Below are 17637 nucleotides of genomic sequence, written 5' to 3' on the forward strand. Positions count from 1 at the left end.
ATTTTGCGTCTACTTTTACGCTTTTAATCAAAAATGGGATTTAAAACGCAAATACGTTTTCTACATAAATGGCTCGGATTAATTTCCGGGCTTATTGTTTTTATAGTCTGTATTACCGGTTGTATATTCTGTTTTCACGACGAAATAAAAGACATCACCCGAAAAGAATGGCGTTTGATTGAACCTCAAAACAAACCTTTTTTGATGCCTTCGGTTTTACAGCAAAAAGCAAAAGAAATTCTTCCTAACTATAAACAATCAATGGTTTCTTATTATGGAAAAAACCGTTCTGCAGTTGTTTACACCTATTCTGATACCGAAAATTTATATCTCTACTTTAATCCTTATACAGGAGAATATTTAAAAACCGAAAATCCCAAAACTGATTTTTTCATTATTGTCGAATATATTCATTTGTATCTGTTGCTGCCAGATTATATCGGAAAACATATTATTGGCGTTTCAACCATTATTTTTATTCTTTTATTTATTTCGGGAATTATACAATGGTGGCCGAAAAGAAGAAGTGACGTTAAAAGGAGTTTCACTGTAAAATGGTCGGCAAAATGGAGACGTATTAATTATGACTGGCACAATACTTCCGGATTTTACATTTCGTTGATTGCACTTATTCTTGCCATAACCGGTTTAAGTTTTACGTATGATTGGGTTGGTAATGGAATTTATAAAACATTCAATTTTGGCGGAGACAAAGCTGCTGAAACAAAAGCACCTGTAATCGACACGACAAAATTCAAGTCAAACTCGATAACAGCTGTCGATCGAGCTTTTATACAAACTATGAAATTACAGCCAAAAGCCGAAATGCTTTTTGTTTTATATCCGCAGCAAAAAGATGATGTTATTAATACAGGAGCATATCCTCATGCTTTACGATACGATCATCAAAGCAATTATTATTTTCATCCGCAGGACGGAAAATTAATTCAAAGCGATCCGTATCATTCAAAAAGTTTAGGCCTTCAGGTTGTCGAAATGAATTACGGAATTCATACCGGACAAATTTTAAATCTGCCCGGAAAAATTATTGCTTTTACAGTAAGTCTAATTGCTTCGGCTTTACCTGTAACAGGCTTTATAATTTGGTTTGGAAGAAGAAAAAAATCTAAAAAACAGAAATAAAAAAACCGCTTTTAATAAGCGGTTTTTTTATAAATTTTCGAAACTAAATTAGTTTCTGTCTGCTAAAGCATTTTTCTGTAAGTTTTTAACTGAACTCACTTTGTTGTCAACATAAGCAACTTTACTTACTGTATTTTCATTAAAATAAATCCAATTACCTGTTTTAAGTCCTTCTGTGTATTCTCCAACGGCTTTTTTATTTCCTTTTTCGTCATAAGATACCCAGACACCGTCTAATTTACCATCCCTAAAAAAGCCTTCTTGCTGCACTTTACCATTTTCATAATAATACGTAGCTTTTACCTTGTTTCCAACAGCTTCTAATTCAGGATTTACTTCTTGCGCAGTTAATATTCCAGAGAACAACACCGCAGCTAAAATTACACTCTTTTTCATATCTTTAGGTATTAATGTTAAGAAATCGTTATCAAATATAATTAATTATTTACATTAAAAAAACTTTTACTTAACAATTTAGTAACATTGAATAAAAACTTAACATTGGAAATTCCCAAAAAACAAAAAAACCAATGCTAAGGCACTGGTTTTACTGGTATTTTAGTAAAAAACTAAATTACGATAACGTTATATATTTAATCATTAAATTAGTTCAATAATGAGTCTAACTGCTTTTGAAGGTCTGGAGAGGAAGGTCTGTCGGCATCAGAACTAACCACATTCCCATTTGGATCAATCAAAATAAATCTTGGAATTCCGGTTACACCATAATTTACTACAAATTCAGACTCCCAATCCTTATCAGCAAATAATTGTACACCTCCAAGGTTTTTATCTGTTACGAATTTTTTCCATTTTCCATTGTCTTTTGCTTTATCAATAGAAATACTCACAAACTCGATATTTTTTCCGTGATATTTTTCTTCAATCTTTTGCAAATAAGGAATCTCTGCTCTGCATGGCGCGCACCAGGTTGCCCAAAGGTCAATGTAAATATATTTCCCTTTTAAATCGGCAAGTTTTGTTTTACCCCCTTTAAAATTTTCGTAGTCAAATTCCGGAGAAGCTTTCCCAACCATTTTTTTTGCATTTGCAGCTCTTTCATATTCCTGAGACGCATATTGATTAAAATTTTCAAAACTTCCTTTTAAAGCTGTTTTAAATTCAGGATCAAAATCACCTTTCTCTAAACTCTCAAAATCAGTTTTTTTCTTAGTTTCTAAAAGAGAAGAAAATTCAGCTGCCTCTTTAGTAAAAGCTTCTTTTTGAAATTTTTCATCTTTTAAAGTCTGCTGCGCCAAAAAGTTGCTTTCGTTCACCCCTTTTCCTTTGTAAACAATAGTTTCATCAAATTCTTTAGCATTCATCGTTAAGTTAACCTCAGAATTTGGTTTTAAATAGATATTAGAAGATTCTGTTCCGTCAGAAAACACATAAAATCCTTTTGGAGCTTCAAAATCGGCAGTAAAAACTCCTTTTTTGTCAATTGGAATAACCTGCTTAAAATTATTTCTTCCTTTAATAACTAAAGTATCGCTGTTTCTATTCTCAATTTTAGCCGTAAATTTTATTTGATTTTTGGCTTGACCAATGACATTCAATGCGCTAAAAATCAACAGACCTGTAACAAAAAGTTTTTTCATAGTATTAAAGTTTGCTTTTAGTAATTCAAATCTAAAGAAATAACAGCTTCAAAATTTCAGAATTAACAAAATATTTAAAATTTATAAGCATCAAGTTATCACTTTACTATATTATTTTGAATTTTGTGTTTACTTTTGCAGTCTAAAATTTAGATCATGTATAGAAGTCATAATTGCGGCGAATTAAACGCTTCAAATATCAATACCGAAGTTACACTTGCGGGCTGGGTTCAAAAATCACGCGATAAAGGATTTATGAATTGGGTCGATCTACGCGACCGTTACGGAATTACACAACTTATTTTCGACGAGAGCCGTACTGATAAAACCGTTTTTGAATTGGCCAAAACTCTTGGACGTGAATTCGTAATCCAGGTAAAAGGAACTGTTATTGAGCGTGAAGCAAAAAACAAAAACATTCCGACAGGTGAAATCGAAATTTTAGTTTCTGAATTAACTATTTTAAATTCTGCTTTAACACCTCCATTTACAATTGAAGATGAAACTGACGGCGGCGAAGATATCAGAATGAAATATCGTTATTTAGATATTCGTAGAAATCCGGTAAAAAACAGTTTATTGTTCCGTCATAAAGTAGCGATGGAAGTTCGTAAATATTTATCTGATTTAGATTTCTGCGAAGTTGAAACACCTTATTTAATCAAATCTACTCCGGAAGGAGCAAGAGATTTCGTTGTGCCTAGCCGTATGAACGAAGGACAGTTTTATGCATTGCCGCAATCGCCGCAGACTTTTAAACAATTATTGATGGTTGGGGGAATGGATAAATATTTCCAAATTGTGAAATGTTTCCGTGACGAAGATTTACGCGCAGACCGTCAGCCGGAGTTTACACAAATTGACTGCGAAATGGCTTTTGTAGAACAAGAAGACATTTTGAATGTTTTTGAAGGTTTGACAAGACATTTATTAAAAGAAATTAAAGGTATAGAAGTAGACAAATTCCCAAGAATTACCTACGATTATGCTATGAAAACATACGGAAATGACAAACCGGACATTCGTTTTGGGATGAAATTTGGTGAGTTAAACGAATTTGCACAACACAAAGAATTCCCGGTTTTCAATTCAGCTGAATTAGTGGTGGGAATTGCCGTTCCGGGAGCAGGAAATTATACTCGTAAAGAAATTGACGGATTAATTGACTGGGTAAAACGTCCGCAAGTTGGAGCGTCTGGAATGGTTTATGTAAAATGCAATGAAGATGGAACATTTAAATCATCTGTAGATAAATTCTACGATAATGATGATTTAGCAAAATGGGCAAAAGCTACAGAAGCAAATCCTGGAGATATGATTTTTGTACTTTCCGGACCTGCAAACAAAACACGTGCACAGCTTTCTGCACTTCGTATGGAATTAGCAGCTCGTTTAGGATTACGTAATCCTGAAGAATTTGCTCCATTATGGGTTGTAGATTTTCCACTATTAGAACTTGACGAAGAAAGCGGCCGTTACCATGCTATGCACCACCCTTTTACATCACCAAAACCAGAAGATATGGCTTTGTTGGAAACAGAACCGGGAAAAGTTCGTGCGAATGCTTACGACATGGTTTTAAACGGAAACGAAATTGGCGGTGGATCAATTCGTATTCACGATAAAGCAACACAGCAGTTAATGTTCAAATATTTAGGATTTACTGAAGAAGAAGCAAAAGCGCAGTTTGGTTTCTTAATGGATGCTTTTCAATTTGGAGCACCCCCTCATGGTGGTTTAGCTTTTGGTCTTGATAGATTAGTTGCTATTTTAGGCGGTCAGGAAACCATTAGAGATTTTATCGCTTTTCCTAAAAACAATTCAGGGCGCGATGTTATGATCGATGCTCCATCGACAATTGATGAATCTCAATTGAAGGAATTACACATTAAAATTGATTCTATCTAATTAATAGAAATTTAAATATTTAAAAAACAGCTGAAATTCAGCTGTTTTTTTTATGCAATAAAGCCGCAAAAAATAATGGGCAGATTTACACTTATTAAAATATTAAATTCCTACAAGTTCATCTTTTTGATATTCTTACAATTAACGATTCTCAAATTATGGTATTTCATATATAATTTGATGCAATAAACCACGTAAAAACACTGGAAATCAATAATTTTTACAAAAAATTAACAGGTAGATGTCTTTTGTATGAATTTATATATTACATTTGCTTTATTATAAATTATTATTACAATTACAATGCGTACAGGTACAGTAAAATTTTTCAATGAATCTAAAGGTTATGGATTCATTACAGACGAAGAAACAGGAAAGGACATCTTCGTTCACGCTTCAGGAATTAACGCGGAAGAATTACGCGAAGGTGACCGTGTAAGCTATGAAGAAGAAGAAGGAAGAAAAGGGAAAGTTGCTGCTAAAGTAGCAGTAATCTAAGAAAAATATAGCAATTTATTTTTTTTGCCTCTGAATGGTTTTAAAACGTTTCGATTTATTTCGAAACGTTTTTTTTTGCCCATTTCTTAAAAAAATATTAAAAAAAGCATGTGTTATTTATAATCAATAAAAATTACATGTAAACGCGCTTTCATGATGTACTTATATCTCCCTTTAGTTTGTGATTTACATAGTTGAAAGTTATCTTTGTGGCTTATTCTTTAAGTAAAAAAGTTAAGCTTATGCAATCTGATCAATACAGTTACATTCCTATCTTAATGCAGTTCATTCTGGCTGTTGGTTTTGTGGTAGGAACAATCATTATTTCTGGAAAATTAGGCCCAAAAAGAACCTCTGAAGTTAAAGATAAAAACTTCGAATGCGGTATAGAATCTGTTGGTAATGCCCGTATTCCTTTTTCCGTAAAATATTTTCTGGTAGCAATTTTGTTTGTATTGTTTGACGTAGAGGTAATTTTCCTTTATCCTTGGGCAGTAAACTTTAAAGATCTTGGTATAGAAGGAATGCTTAAAATGGTCGTTTTTATGGCTTTACTTTTAGTTGGATTTTTCTATATTATCAAAAAGAGAGCTTTAGACTGGGAATAAAAAAGATTTTAGATTTTAGATTAGTGATTTTAGATTTTTGAATGGATGGATTATCCAACATTATTTAGAACAGCAATTTAAAATTTGAACTTCTTTGAATTAATACACTGATTTAAAAAAATTGATTTTTCTTTTTACGATTCCAAAAAATCTAAAATCTAAAATCAGAAATCTAAAATAAAAATGAGCGATTCAAATGTAAAAATGGTTGCGCCACCGGAAGGAGTTGTAGGAGAAGGTTTCTTCGCTACAAAACTAAATGATGTTGTTGGTTTGGCACGCGCGAATTCTCTTTGGCCTTTACCTTTTGCAACATCTTGCTGCGGAATTGAGTTTATGGCGACAATGGCTTCGCATTACGATTTAGCACGATTTGGATCTGAGCGTGTGAGTTTCTCTCCTCGTCAGGCAGATATGTTATTAGTAATGGGAACTATTTCTAAAAAAATGGCTCCAATTTTAAGACAGGTTTACGAACAAATGTCTGAGCCGCGCTGGGTAATTGCTGTTGGAGCCTGTGCTTCTTCAGGAGGTATTTTCGATACTTACTCAGTTCTGCAGGGAATTGATAAAGTAATCCCGGTTGATGTTTACGTTCCAGGATGCCCGCCAAGACCAGAACAAATCGTTGACGGAGTAATGAGATTACAAGAATTGGTTAAAAGTGAATCTGTTAGACGCAGAAGCTCGCCGGAATACCAAGAATTATTAGCTTCCTATAACATTTCATAAGATGGCTTTAGAAAATACCCAGATTCAAGATAAACTTACTGAAACATTTAATAACGATGTTTTCAACTTTCAGCAGGAAAGAGATATTTTTTCTTTAGAAGCTTCAGCTGATAAAATCACAGCGTTGATCCTATTCCTTAAAAACGATTCTGAACTACGCTTTCACTTTTTAACAGATTTATGCGGCATTCATTATCCTGACAACGATTCAGAGCGTCAATTTGCTGTTGTATATCACTTACACAACTGGTACGATAACAAACGAATTAGAATTAAAGTTTATCTGAATGGTGAAAAACCAGAAATCAAAACCGTTTCAAATATCTTCTTAAGTTCAAACTGGATGGAAAGAGAAACGTACGATTTCTTCGGAATTAACTTTATTGGCCACCCGCAATTGAAACGTATTTTGAATATGGATGAAATGGTGTCTTTCCCAATGAGAAAAGAATTCCCAATGGAAGACAGCGGAAGAACTGATAAAGACGACAGATTCTTTGGAAGAACAACGATTAATGCATAATTAACAATTTACAATTGAAAATTAGCACTATATAAAAAGGAACAAAAGTATTAATGGTTAATTGAAAATTATCAATTAACAATTTTTAATTACAAATGTCAGAACTATTATTACCACCAGAGCATCGTTATGCTAAAATAATTAAGGAGAAACTAAACGAAGACGGAAGCGAGCTTTCAGTACTGAATTTAGGTCCTACCCACCCTGCGACTCACGGTATTTTTCAAAATATCCTATTAATGGATGGTGAAAGAATTCTAGAGGCAGAACCAACTATTGGTTACATCCACAGAGCTTTCGAAAAAATTGCCGAAAATCGTCCGTTTTATCAAATTACTCCTCTTACTGACCGTATGAACTATTGTTCCTCTCCTATTAATAATATGGGATGGTGGATGACATTAGAAAAACTATTAGGTGTTGAAGTTCCAAAAAGGGCACAATACTTAAGAGTTATTGTAATGGAGCTGGCTCGTATTACAGACCACTTAATCTGTAACTCGATTCTTGGGGTAGATACTGGTGCGTATACTGGTTTCTTATACGTTTTTCAATTTAGAGAAAAAATCTACGAAATCTACGAAGAAATTTGTGGGGCTCGTTTGACTACAAATATGGGAAGAATTGGTGGTTTTGAAAGAGACTGGTCTCCAGAAGCTTTCAAAAAACTTGATACTTTCCTTGAAGAATTTCCACCTGCCTGGAAAGAATTCGAAAGCTTATTCGAAAGAAACAGAATTTTCCTTGACAGAACTGTAAACGTTGGTGCAATCTCAGCAGAGAAAGCAATGGCCTACGGATTTACAGGTCCAAACTTACGTGCTGCCGGAGTTGACTACGACGTTCGTGTTGCGCAGCCTTACTCATCTTACGAAGATTTTGATTTTATTGTTCCTGTAGGAAAATCAGGTGACACTTATGATCGTTTCTGTGTTCGTAATGCTGAAGTTTGGGAAAGTTTAAGCATTATTCGTCAGGCATTAGAAAAAATGCCGGCTGGAAACGAATACCATGCAGAGGTTCCTGATTATTACCTTCCTCCAAAAGAAGACGTATATAATTCGATGGAATCATTAATCTATCACTTTAAAATTGTAATGGGAGAAGTTCCTGTTCCGGTTGCCGAAATTTACCATCCTGTTGAAGGAGGAAACGGAGAGATAGGTTTTTATTTAGTTACAGACGGAAGCAGAACTCCATATAGATTACATTTCAGAAGACCTTGTTTTATTTACTATCAGGCATATCCTGAAATGATTAAAGGTGCGTTACTTTCTGATGCAATTGTTATCCTTTCGAGTTTAAACGTAATTGCAGGAGAATTAGACGCCTAAAAAATTGTTGATTTTAGATTTTAGATTTTAGATTGCTGATTAAGAATGCAGATTTTAGAATTTAGGTTTAAAATTATAATTAGGAATTGAAAAATTCAGATTGAAGAATCTAAAACTTAAACAATGATTGAAGAATCATAGATTGTAGATAAAGATTAAAAAAATCTAAAATCTAAAATCTAAAATCTAAAATTAAAAATGGAACGTAAACATTACAAGCAAGAAATAAATATGACTGAGGCATTGATCGCTCGTATCAATGAATTGATTAGTCATTATCCGGAAGGCAAACAAAAATCGGCTTTACTGCCTGTTTTGCACGAAGTGCAGGACGCGCATAACAACTGGCTTAGCATTGAATTGCAGGACAAGGTTGCCGAAATTCTTCAGATAAAACCAATTGAAGTTTATGAAGTGGTTACTTTTTATACCATGTTCAACCAAAAACCAATTGGAAAATACATGTTTGAATTTTGCCAGACGTCTTGCTGCTGTTTAAACGGTGCCGAAAATTTAATGGATTATACTTCTGAAAAATTAGGTATTAAAATGGGTGAAACAACCGCTGACGGAATGTTTACCATTGCCGGTGTAGAATGTTTAGGTGCATGCGGATACGCTCCGATGATGCAGTTAGGCGATTTCTACAAAGAGAAATTGACAGAAGAAAAAATCGATCAGTTAATCGCTGATTGTAAAGATGATAAAATAATATTACACGATAAATAAGATGTCACAAAAAATATTATTAGATAAAATCAATATTCCTGGAATTAAAACCTACGAAGTTTATCGCCAAAATGGTGGTTACGCATCTGTAGAAAAAGCTTTAAAAACACTTACACCGGATGAAGTTACTGAAGAAGTAAAAAAATCAGGTCTTCGTGGTCGTGGAGGTGCAGGTTTCCCTGCCGGAATGAAATGGAGCTTTATTGATAAAAAATCAGGAAAACCAAGACACTTAGTTTGTAACGCCGACGAATCTGAGCCGGGAACATTCAAAGATCGTTATTTGATGGAATTTATTCCTCACTTATTGATCGAAGGAATGATTACTTCTAGTTATGCTTTAGGCGCTAACCTTTCGTATATCTACATTCGTGGAGAATATATGTGGGTTTTCAAAATTTTAGAAAGAGCAATCGCCGAGGCTAAAGCTGCAGGCTGGTTAGGAAAAAATATATTAGGTACGGGTTACGATTTAGAGTTACACGTTCACTGTGGAGCCGGAGCTTATATCTGTGGAGAAGAAACTGCACTTATTGAGTCTTTGGAAGGTAAAAGAGGAAATCCTCGTATTAAACCACCATTCCCTGCAGTTTCAGGACTTTGGGCAAACCCAACAGTGGTAAACAATGTTGAAACTATTGCAACGGTGCCGTGGATTGTAAACAATTCTGGTGACGATTATGCAAAAATTGGTATTGGTCGTTCTACAGGAACTAAATTAATTTCTGCTTCTGGACACATTAAAAATCCTGGGGTTTACGAAATTGAATTAGGTTTAAGCGTAGACGAATTCATGAATTCTGATGAATATTTAGGAGGAATGTCTTCAAGCCGTCCATTAAAAGCATTTGTACCGGGAGGTTCTTCTGTGCCAATTTTACCTGCTGAATTGATTTTCAAAACAGCAAATGGAGAAGATCGTTTAATGACTTACGAATCTTTAAGTGATGGTGGTTTTGCTACCGGATCTATGTTAGGTTCTGGAGGATTTATTGTTTACAATGATACTGCTTGTGTCGTAAGAAACACTTGGAACTTTGCTCGTTTTTACCACCACGAATCTTGCGGACAATGTACTCCTTGCCGTGAAGGAACTGGATGGTTAGAAAAAATCTTATGGAGAATCGAAAACGGTCAAGGCCGTGAAGAAGATATTGAATTATTGTGGAGCATTCAGAGTAAAATTGAAGGAAACACAATCTGTCCGCTTGGTGACGCCGCTTCTTGGCCAGTAGCAGCCGCGATTCGTCACTTTAGAGATGAATTTGAATATCACGTTCGTTTCCCAGAAAAAATCAAAAATAGAGATCACTTTGTTGCTGAGCCTTTTTCGCAAGTGAAGCATTTAGTTGGCGGCAAAGTAATCGTATAAAAATAAAAAGCAGAAAGTTATAAAGTTTATAATGTTAAAAAGGACAGCAATTCTTTTCAATATTCCGACTTTCAACAAAAAAGTTTAAAATAGTTTCAAGTTTCAAGTTTTTTTAGTTTCAGGTTAAAACCTAAAACGTGAAACCTGAAACTAAAAAAACAAAAGTAAGAGATGAAAGTAACCATAGACGGTCAAAGTATAGACGTAGAGCCAGGAACAACGATCCTGCAGGCTGCACGTATGATTGGTGGAGATTTGGTGCCGCCAGCCATGTGCTATTACTCAAAATTAAAAGGGAGCGGTGGAAAATGCCGTTGCTGTTTAGTTGAAGTTTCTAAAGGTAGTGAAGCTGACCCAAGACCAATGCCAAAATTAATGGCATCTTGTGTAACAGGATGTATGGACGGAATGGAAGTAAACAGTAAATCTTCTGCCAGAGTAACGGAAGCCCGTAAATCTGTAACAGAATTTTTATTGATCAACCATCCATTAGACTGCCCTATTTGTGATCAGGCTGGTGAATGTGATCTTCAAAACTTAAGTTTTGAGCACGGAAACCCAAAATCACGTTTTATTGAAGAAAAAAGAACATTTGAACCAGAAGATATTGGTCCAAATATTCAACTGCATATGAACCGTTGTATTTTATGCCAAAGATGTGTACAAGTTGCAGATCAATTGACAGACAACAGAGTTCACGGAGTATTAGATCGTGGTGACCACGCTAATATCTCAACCGGAATTTCTAAAGCAATCGACAATGAGTTTTCTGGAAACATGATTGACGTTTGTCCCGTTGGAGCTTTAACTGATAAAACTTTCCGTTTTAAATCAAGAGTTTGGTTTAATAAACCTTATAACGCTCACAGAGAATGTACTACTCCCGGATGCTGCGGTAAAACTACAGTTTGGATGTTTGGTGGAGAAATTCAGCGTGTGACTGGTCGTAAAGATGAGTACCATGAAGTAGAAGAATTCATTTGCAACAGCTGTCGTTTTGATCACAAAGATGTAAATGACTGGGTAATTGAAGGACCAAGAGAATTTGAAAAAGATTCTGTTATCAACCAAAATAACTACACTCAAAAATTAGAGAAAGTTGAAATCGATACTGAAAAGAATATTCTTTTAGGCCGCGATATCGACCGTAAAAAAATTAGTATGGCTGCAATTCCATTAACTACTAATGAAAAAAATTCTTAAGAAATGGAAAGTGCATTTATTATAGAAAAAAGTGTTGTTATTGTTGTCGTTTTTGCGGTAACAATGATTATGGCAATGTATTCTACCTGGGCAGAACGTAAAGTTGCTGCTTTTCTACAAGACCGTGTTGGGCCAAACCGTGCAGGCTGGGGAGGTTTATTACAGCCGCTTGCTGATGGTATGAAATTGTTCTCTAAAGAAGAATTTTTTCCAAACACACCAAATAAATTTTTATTCGTTGTAGGTCCGGCAATTGCCATGAGTACAGCTTTGATGACAAGTGCTGTAATTCCTTGGGGAGACCGACTTCATCTTTTTGGAAGAGACATTATTCTTCAGGCAACTGATGTAAATATCGCATTATTATACATTTTTGGAGTTCTTTCTGTTGGAGTTTACGGCATCATGATTGGTGGATGGGCATCTAACAATAAATTCTCATTAATGGGTGCTGTTCGTGCCGCTTCTCAAATGGTTTCTTATGAAGTTGCAATGGGATTATCAATGATTGCATTGTTGATGATGACTGGAACAATGAGTTTAAAAGAAATTTCATTACAGCAGTCAGGAATGAACTGGAATGTTTTCTATCAGCCATTGTCCTTTTTAATTTTCTTAATTTGTTCATTTGCAGAAACTAACAGAACTCCGTTTGACTTAGCAGAATGTGAAAACGAATTAATTGGAGGTTACCATACAGAATATTCGTCAATGAAAATGGGATTCTATTTGTTTGCAGAATATGCAAGTATGTTTATCTCTGCTACTATTATTTCTGTATTATTCTTTGGAGGTTACAACTATCCGGGAATGCAGTGGATGGTAGAAAATGTTGGAGTAAATACCGCTAATCTTTTAGGAATTGCCGTATTGTTTGTAAAAATTTGTTTCTTCATATTTTTCTACATGTGGGTACGCTGGACAATTCCAAGATTTAGATATGACCAATTAATGAACTTAGGCTGGAGAATTTTAATTCCGCTTTCGATTATTAATATTATGATTACGGGCGCTGTTATTTTAAGACACGATATCGCAGCAGCTTTAGGATTCTAATAACCGTAATGCCCTAGCCCTGATAGAAGCGGCATCCTTTAATTTTTTTCTTTAGAAAAATTAAAGATACAGCGGATAGCAGGATTAGCTTCAATTAAAAATAAAATAGATTTTGAATTTGACTGACCTCAAATTGTAAATCATAAATCATAGATTAAAAAATGTCAATAGAAACTATATCATTATCGGGTAGAAAAAAGGTGGTGTCTAACAAGGACATGACTTTTTGGGAACGATTGTATCTTGTGGCGATTGTAAAAGGTTTAGCTATTACGCTTAAACACCTTTTTAGAAAAAAAATTACAATTCATTATCCGGAACAGGTTCGTGAAATGAGTCCGGTTTATCGTGGTCAGCATATGTTGAAACGCGATGAACAAGGTCGTGAAAACTGTACTGCCTGTGGATTATGTGCTTTATCATGCCCTGCAGAAGCTATTACAATGAAAGCTGCTGAGCGTAAGCCAGACGAGAAACATTTATACAGAGAAGAAAAGTATGCTGAAATCTATGAAATCAATATGCTTCGTTGTATTTTCTGTGGTTTATGTGAAGAAGCTTGTCCAAAAGATGCCATTTATTTGACAACTTCTAAGGTTCTAGTTCCTTCCAGCTACAAAAGAGAAGATTTTATTTTTGGAAAAGATAAATTAGTGATGCCTTTAGAAATGGCTATTAAAAATTCACAACTTAATAACGCTAACTAATGATACATATTCCTGATTTTGCACACGCAACAACTGTACAAGTTATATTTTGTATCCTGGCGTTTATTACAGTAATGACTGCTTTTTTAACCATTTATAGCCGAAACCCAATTCACTCTGCTATTTACTTAGTGATTTGTTTCTTCTCTATTGCTGGTCATTATTTATTACTAAACTCTCAATTTTTAGCAATTGTACATATAATAGTCTACTCTGGAGCGATTATGATTTTGTTCCTGTTTACGATTATGTTGATGAATTTAAACGAACAAAAAGACGTTCACCGACCAAGGATTACACGTTTAGGAGCAATTGTTTCTTTCTGTTTAATTGTTATTGTTTTAATTGCAATTTTCATCAATTCTAAACCAATTGTTGGCGATTACGATTCAACCGGAGAAGATTTCCAATCTATTAAAGTATTGGGTAAAATATTATTGAACGAATATATGGTACCATTTGAATTTGCTTCGATTTTACTTTTGGTTGCGATGATTGGAACTGTATTATTGTCTAAAAAAGAAAAATTAAATAAATAATGGGTAATATATTAAATCAAATAGGTATTGAAAATTACATCTTTTTAAGTGTTGTACTTTTTTGTATTGGTGTTTTTGGTGTATTGTACAGACGAAATTCAATTATCGTTTTCATGTCTATCGAGATCATGCTAAATGCAGTAAACCTTTTATTTGTGGCTTTTTCAACTTACCATCAGGATGCACAAGGACAAGTTTTTGTATTCTTTTCGATGGCAGTTGCTGCTGCTGAAGTTGCGGTAGGATTGGCGATTTTAGTTTCTATTTTCAGAAACATCGGTTCAATTAGTATCGATAATTTAAAAAATTTAAAAGGATAAAATAGAAATGGATACCAATTTAGCTTTAGTTTTAGTTTTAGCTCCTTTTTTAGGATTTTTAATCAATGTTTTCTTTGGGAAAAGCTTAGGGAAAACAGTTTCCGGAATTATCGGAACTGCTGCCGTGGCTGTTTCTTTTATAGTTACTCTTGTTCTTTTTAATCAAATAACTTCGACTGGAAAAGCAATTGAAGTTAATTTGTTTGACTGGATTCAAATTAGTAATCTAAAAATCAATCTTGGATTTTTATTAGATCAATTATCTGTTCTTTGGTTACTTTTCGTAACTGGAATTGGATCTTTGATACACCTATACTCTATCAGTTACATGCACGACGATGAGAATATCCACAAATTCTTTGCATATTTAAATCTGTTCGTATTCTTTATGATTACACTTGTAATTGGAAGCAACTTATTAGTATTATTTATTGGCTGGGAAGGTGTTGGACTTTGCTCTTATTTACTAATCGGATTCTGGCATAAAAACCAGGATTATAACGATGCGGCAAAAAAGGCTTTCATCATGAACAGAATTGGAGATTTAGGTCTTTTAATTGGTATGTTCATTATTGGTTCAATGTTCTCAACATTAGATTATGCAACTTTAAAAACGGCAGTCGCAGGAGCTGCAAATTTAAATTTACCATTACTTTCTTTAGCAGCTTTATGTTTATTTATTGGAGCTTGTGGTAAATCTGCTCAAATTCCGTTGTATACCTGGTTACCAGATGCGATGGCGGGACCAACTCCTGTTTCTGCATTGATTCACGCTGCTACGATGGTAACAGCTGGTATCTTTATGGTAACAAGATTGAACTTCGTTTTTGATCTTGCAACAGATGTACAGACTGTAATTGCAATTGTTGGAGCGATAACTTCATTAGTTGCTGCTACAATTGGTTTAGTGCAAACTGATATTAAAAAAGTATTGGCTTATTCTACAGTTTCACAATTAGGATTAATGTTCTTGGCATTAGGATTTGGAGCTTATGAAGTAGCGGTTTTCCACGTAATCACACACGCTTTCTTTAAAGCTTGTTTATTCTTAGGATCTGGTTCTGTAATTCACGGTTTACACGGTGAGCAGGATATGCGTAAAATGGGTGGATTGCGTAAAGCAATGCCAATCACTTTCTGGACAATGTTGATTTCTTCGTTAGCTATTTCAGGAGTTCCGTTTTTCTCAGGTTTCTTCTCAAAAGATGAAATTTTAATGACTGCTTTTCACCATAGCATTCCATTATATGTTGTTGGATCGATTGCTTCTATCATGACAGCTTTCTATATGTTCAGATTGATGTTCTTAACTTTCTTTAAAGATTTTAGAGGAACTGAAGAGCAAAAACATCATTTACACGAAAGCGATGGTATAATTACCTTCCCTTTAATGATTTTAGCTATTCTTGCAGCATTTGGCGGATTAATCAGTTTACCGGGAAACAGCTGGCTTAATGAATATTTAGCTCCTCTTTTCACAAAAGCGGCTGGCGAAGAACACCATTTAGGAACAACAGAATATACTTTAATGGGAATTGCAGTGCTTGGCTGTTTGGTAGGGATTTTAATTGCTTACATAAAATACTTTAAACAAGATAATGTTCCGGAATCTGATGAAAATATTACAGGCTTAACAAAAGTGTTGTATAACAAATATTATGTAGATGAGGCTTACGATGCGATTTTTGTTCGTTCTGTAAATGCATTATCAAGATTTTTTAGAGACTATATTGAAACCGGATTATCGGCAGTTGTTTTTGGATTAGGAAAAGCAGCAAACGAATTAGCGTTTCAGGGTAAAAAACTGCAGACAGGAAGTATTGGATTATATCTTTTTGCTTTTGTTTTAGGTCTTTGCGCGATTGTTTCTTATATATTTTTAGCTCAATAATTTTATAACTATGAACGTTTCTCTTATATTAATTATTCTTTTAGTTGGTGCATTTATCACCTATTTTGCTGGTGACAAACTCGCTTCAAAAGTAGCTTTGTTCTTTAGTTTAGCAGCTTTAGGCTGTTCGGTTGTATTGTTAAACCATTTTAATGCTGGAGAAAATATCAGCCTTATTAATGCGTGGATCAATCAGCCTAAAATTTCATTTGCGCTGAATGCTGACGGATTAGGTCTTGCCATGCTTTTATTGACAACGGCTTTAACTCCAGTTATTATATTCTCTTCTTTTGGAAATGAATATAAAAACTCTAAAGCTTTTTATGCTCTGATTTTATTTATGGCATTTGCAATGACAGGAACTTTCCTTGCTGCAGATGGTCTTTTATATTATATTTTCTGGGAGTTAGCTCTTATTCCTATTTACTTTATTGCTCTTATTTGGGGTAACGGAGATGCTGAAGAACGCAGAAAAGCAGTGGTTAAATTCTTTATTTACACACTTGCAGGTTCATTGTTTATGTTGACTGCTTTTATCTATTTATATCAAAAAGCAGGTTCTTTCTTAATCGAAGATTTATATAAAGTACAATTATCTGCTTGCGAACAGCTTTGGATTTTCCTTGCTTTCTTCTTAGCTTATGCAATCAAAATTCCAATTATTCCTTTCCATACATGGCAGGCAAATGTGTACCAAAAAGCACCAACTGTTGGAACAATGCTTTTATCTGGTATTATGTTGAAAATGGGATTGTATAGTGTTATTCGCTGGCAGTTGCCAATTGCACCTCTTGCTGCAAAAGAATACATGAATATTTTTATTGCTTTAGGAATTGCCGGAGTTATCTACGGTTCAATCGTTGCTTTAAGACAAAAAGATTTAAAAAAATTATTAGCTTATTCATCTCTTGCTCACGTTGGATTAATTGCTGCTGGATCTTATACTTTAACTCTTGATGGTTTTCGCGGAGCAGTTTTACAAATGATCGCTCACGGTTTTGTGGTAGTTGGATTATTCTACGCCGCAGAAATTATCTACAGAAGATTTGAAACTAGAGAAATTGCTGAATTAGGTGGAATCCGTACTCAGTCTCCAAAATTCACTTCGATGTTTTTAATTTTGGTATTGGCATCTGTTGCTTTACCAACTACATTTAACTTTATTGGAGAGTTTACCGTATTATACAGCCTTTCTCAAATAAACATTTGGTTTGCTGTTTTAGGCGGAACAACGATTATTTTAGGAGCTTACTATATGTTGAAAATGTTCCAAAATGTAATGTTAGGAGAAACAAATTCAAAAACATTTGCAGATGTTTCTGTTAACGAAGGAATTTCTATGGTAGCGATTATTGCTGTTTTGATTTTCTTTGGATTTTATCCAAAACCAATTACAGATTTGATTACTCCAAGTTTAGAAACGATTTTAAACGTTATCAATAAAAACTAAGATTTTAGAATAATGATTAACGA

General features: G+C 34.3%; 18 protein-coding genes. 16 read left to right on the forward strand and 2 right to left on the reverse strand.

Annotation, left to right across the window (positions count from 1 at the left end; genetic code table 11):
- Positions 1-33: 33 nt before the first annotated feature.
- Entirely contained in the window at positions 34-1143 is a 1110-nt protein-coding gene (locus tag LUU93_RS01955) for a PepSY-associated TM helix domain-containing protein (protein WP_232677640.1), read from the forward strand.
- A 48-nt stretch (positions 1144-1191) separates the two neighbouring features.
- Here the strand turns inward: LUU93_RS01955 and LUU93_RS01960 are convergent, their stop codons facing one another.
- Both LUU93_RS01960 and LUU93_RS01965 read right to left on the reverse strand, forming a co-directional pair.
- Complete coding sequence (locus LUU93_RS01960; RefSeq protein WP_232677647.1) at positions 1192-1539, reverse strand: toxin-antitoxin system YwqK family antitoxin; 348 nt, start codon at positions 1537-1539, stop codon at positions 1192-1194.
- A gap of 209 nt (positions 1540-1748) precedes the next feature.
- On the reverse strand, positions 1749-2744 hold the full coding sequence (locus LUU93_RS01965; RefSeq protein ID WP_232677648.1) for a TlpA family protein disulfide reductase: 996 nt from the start codon (positions 2742-2744) through the stop codon (positions 1749-1751).
- A gap of 156 nt (positions 2745-2900) precedes the next feature.
- Here LUU93_RS01965 and aspS point away from each other — a divergent pair, with 156 nt between their 5' ends.
- The 15 genes from aspS (at position 2901) to LUU93_RS02040 (ending at position 17614) form a co-directional block, all read left to right on the forward strand.
- Positions 2901-4652 carry an aspartate--tRNA ligase gene (gene aspS / locus LUU93_RS01970; RefSeq protein ID WP_232677649.1) on the forward strand — a complete coding sequence of 584 codons (1752 nt, stop codon included), beginning with the start codon at positions 2901-2903 and terminating at the stop codon, positions 4650-4652.
- A gap of 303 nt (positions 4653-4955) precedes the next feature.
- Positions 4956-5150, forward strand: coding sequence for a cold-shock protein (locus LUU93_RS01975; RefSeq protein WP_007137066.1), 195 nt, complete (start codon positions 4956-4958; stop codon positions 5148-5150).
- A gap of 242 nt (positions 5151-5392) precedes the next feature.
- The gene (locus LUU93_RS01980; protein WP_053471573.1) at positions 5393-5758 is read left to right on the forward strand and encodes an NADH-quinone oxidoreductase subunit A; all 366 of its coding nucleotides are present in this window, start codon (positions 5393-5395) and stop codon (positions 5756-5758) included.
- A 183-nt stretch (positions 5759-5941) separates the two neighbouring features.
- Entirely contained in the window at positions 5942-6490 is a 549-nt protein-coding gene (locus LUU93_RS01985) for an NADH-quinone oxidoreductase subunit B (protein ID WP_232677650.1), read from the forward strand.
- Between the two features lies 1 nt (position 6491).
- Complete coding sequence (locus LUU93_RS01990) at positions 6492-7013, forward strand: NADH-quinone oxidoreductase subunit C (protein ID WP_232677653.1); 522 nt, start codon at positions 6492-6494, stop codon at positions 7011-7013.
- 95 nt (positions 7014-7108) lie between these two features.
- Entirely contained in the window at positions 7109-8347 is a 1239-nt protein-coding gene (locus tag LUU93_RS01995) for an NADH-quinone oxidoreductase subunit D (RefSeq protein WP_232677655.1), read from the forward strand.
- 198 nt (positions 8348-8545) lie between these two features.
- A complete protein-coding gene (locus LUU93_RS02000; RefSeq protein ID WP_232677658.1) occupies positions 8546-9076 on the forward strand; it encodes a complex I 24 kDa subunit family protein in 531 nt (176 codons plus the stop codon).
- Position 9077: 1 nt separating this feature from the next.
- Positions 9078-10448: an NADH-quinone oxidoreductase subunit NuoF gene (nuoF, locus tag LUU93_RS02005; RefSeq protein WP_072955480.1), complete on the forward strand. Its 1371-nt coding sequence runs from the start codon at positions 9078-9080 to the stop codon at positions 10446-10448.
- Between the two features lie 171 nt (positions 10449-10619).
- On the forward strand, positions 10620-11651 hold the full coding sequence (locus LUU93_RS02010) for an NADH-quinone oxidoreductase subunit G (RefSeq protein WP_053471549.1): 1032 nt from the start codon (positions 10620-10622) through the stop codon (positions 11649-11651).
- 3 nt (positions 11652-11654) lie between these two features.
- A complete protein-coding gene (nuoH, locus tag LUU93_RS02015) occupies positions 11655-12707 on the forward strand; it encodes an NADH-quinone oxidoreductase subunit NuoH (RefSeq protein WP_232677660.1) in 1053 nt (350 codons plus the stop codon).
- Between the two features lie 161 nt (positions 12708-12868).
- Entirely contained in the window at positions 12869-13414 is a 546-nt protein-coding gene (locus LUU93_RS02020) for a NuoI/complex I 23 kDa subunit family protein (protein ID WP_232677662.1), read from the forward strand.
- Positions 13414-13953, forward strand: a complete 540-nt coding sequence (locus LUU93_RS02025; RefSeq protein ID WP_232677664.1) for an NADH-quinone oxidoreductase subunit J family protein — start codon at positions 13414-13416, stop codon at positions 13951-13953. The genes LUU93_RS02020 and LUU93_RS02025 overlap by 1 nt, the downstream gene beginning before the upstream one ends.
- On the forward strand, positions 13953-14273 hold the full coding sequence (nuoK, locus tag LUU93_RS02030; protein WP_012023318.1) for an NADH-quinone oxidoreductase subunit NuoK: 321 nt from the start codon (positions 13953-13955) through the stop codon (positions 14271-14273). The genes LUU93_RS02025 and nuoK overlap by 1 nt, the downstream gene beginning before the upstream one ends.
- Positions 14274-14280: 7 nt before the next feature.
- The gene (gene nuoL, locus LUU93_RS02035) at positions 14281-16164 is read left to right on the forward strand and encodes an NADH-quinone oxidoreductase subunit L (RefSeq protein ID WP_232677665.1); all 1884 of its coding nucleotides are present in this window, start codon (positions 14281-14283) and stop codon (positions 16162-16164) included.
- Between the two features lie 10 nt (positions 16165-16174).
- Positions 16175-17614, forward strand: a complete 1440-nt coding sequence (locus tag LUU93_RS02040; RefSeq protein WP_232677667.1) for a complex I subunit 4 family protein — start codon at positions 16175-16177, stop codon at positions 17612-17614.
- The last annotated feature ends 23 nt before the right edge of the window (positions 17615-17637 follow it).

It is taken from the genome of Flavobacterium soyae (assembly GCF_021245985.1).
GTDB classification, from domain to species: domain Bacteria; phylum Bacteroidota; class Bacteroidia; order Flavobacteriales; family Flavobacteriaceae; genus Flavobacterium; species Flavobacterium soyae.

Bases quoted from the DNA above. Each gene is read 5' to 3' on its own strand.
- LUU93_RS02000 (WP_232677658.1), top strand. From the start codon at position 8,546: ATGGAACGTAAACATTACAAGCAAGAAATAAATATGACTGAGGCATTG.
- nuoF (WP_072955480.1), top strand. From the start codon at position 9,078: ATGTCACAAAAAATATTATTAGATAAAATCAATATTCCTGGAATTAAA.
- LUU93_RS02010 (WP_053471549.1), top strand. From the start codon at position 10,620: ATGAAAGTAACCATAGACGGTCAAAGTATAGACGTAGAGCCAGGAACA.
- LUU93_RS01965 (WP_232677648.1), bottom strand. From the start codon at position 2,744: ATGAAAAAACTTTTTGTTACAGGTCTGTTGATTTTTAGCGCATTGAAT.
- nuoK (WP_012023318.1), top strand. From the start codon at position 13,953: ATGGGTAATATATTAAATCAAATAGGTATTGAAAATTACATCTTTTTA.
- nuoL (WP_232677665.1), top strand. From the start codon at position 14,281: ATGGATACCAATTTAGCTTTAGTTTTAGTTTTAGCTCCTTTTTTAGGA.
- nuoH (WP_232677660.1), top strand. From the start codon at position 11,655: ATGGAAAGTGCATTTATTATAGAAAAAAGTGTTGTTATTGTTGTCGTT.
- LUU93_RS01960 (WP_232677647.1), bottom strand. From the start codon at position 1,539: ATGAAAAAGAGTGTAATTTTAGCTGCGGTGTTGTTCTCTGGAATATTA.
- LUU93_RS01990 (WP_232677653.1), top strand. From the start codon at position 6,492: ATGGCTTTAGAAAATACCCAGATTCAAGATAAACTTACTGAAACATTT.
- LUU93_RS01955 (WP_232677640.1), top strand. From the start codon at position 34: ATGGGATTTAAAACGCAAATACGTTTTCTACATAAATGGCTCGGATTA.
- LUU93_RS01985 (WP_232677650.1), top strand. From the start codon at position 5,942: ATGAGCGATTCAAATGTAAAAATGGTTGCGCCACCGGAAGGAGTTGTA.
- LUU93_RS01975 (WP_007137066.1), top strand. From the start codon at position 4,956: ATGCGTACAGGTACAGTAAAATTTTTCAATGAATCTAAAGGTTATGGA.
- LUU93_RS01995 (WP_232677655.1), top strand. From the start codon at position 7,109: ATGTCAGAACTATTATTACCACCAGAGCATCGTTATGCTAAAATAATT.
- LUU93_RS02025 (WP_232677664.1), top strand. From the start codon at position 13,414: ATGATACATATTCCTGATTTTGCACACGCAACAACTGTACAAGTTATA.
- LUU93_RS02040 (WP_232677667.1), top strand. From the start codon at position 16,175: ATGAACGTTTCTCTTATATTAATTATTCTTTTAGTTGGTGCATTTATC.
- LUU93_RS01980 (WP_053471573.1), top strand. From the start codon at position 5,393: ATGCAATCTGATCAATACAGTTACATTCCTATCTTAATGCAGTTCATT.
- LUU93_RS02020 (WP_232677662.1), top strand. From the start codon at position 12,869: ATGTCAATAGAAACTATATCATTATCGGGTAGAAAAAAGGTGGTGTCT.
- aspS (WP_232677649.1), top strand. From the start codon at position 2,901: ATGTATAGAAGTCATAATTGCGGCGAATTAAACGCTTCAAATATCAAT.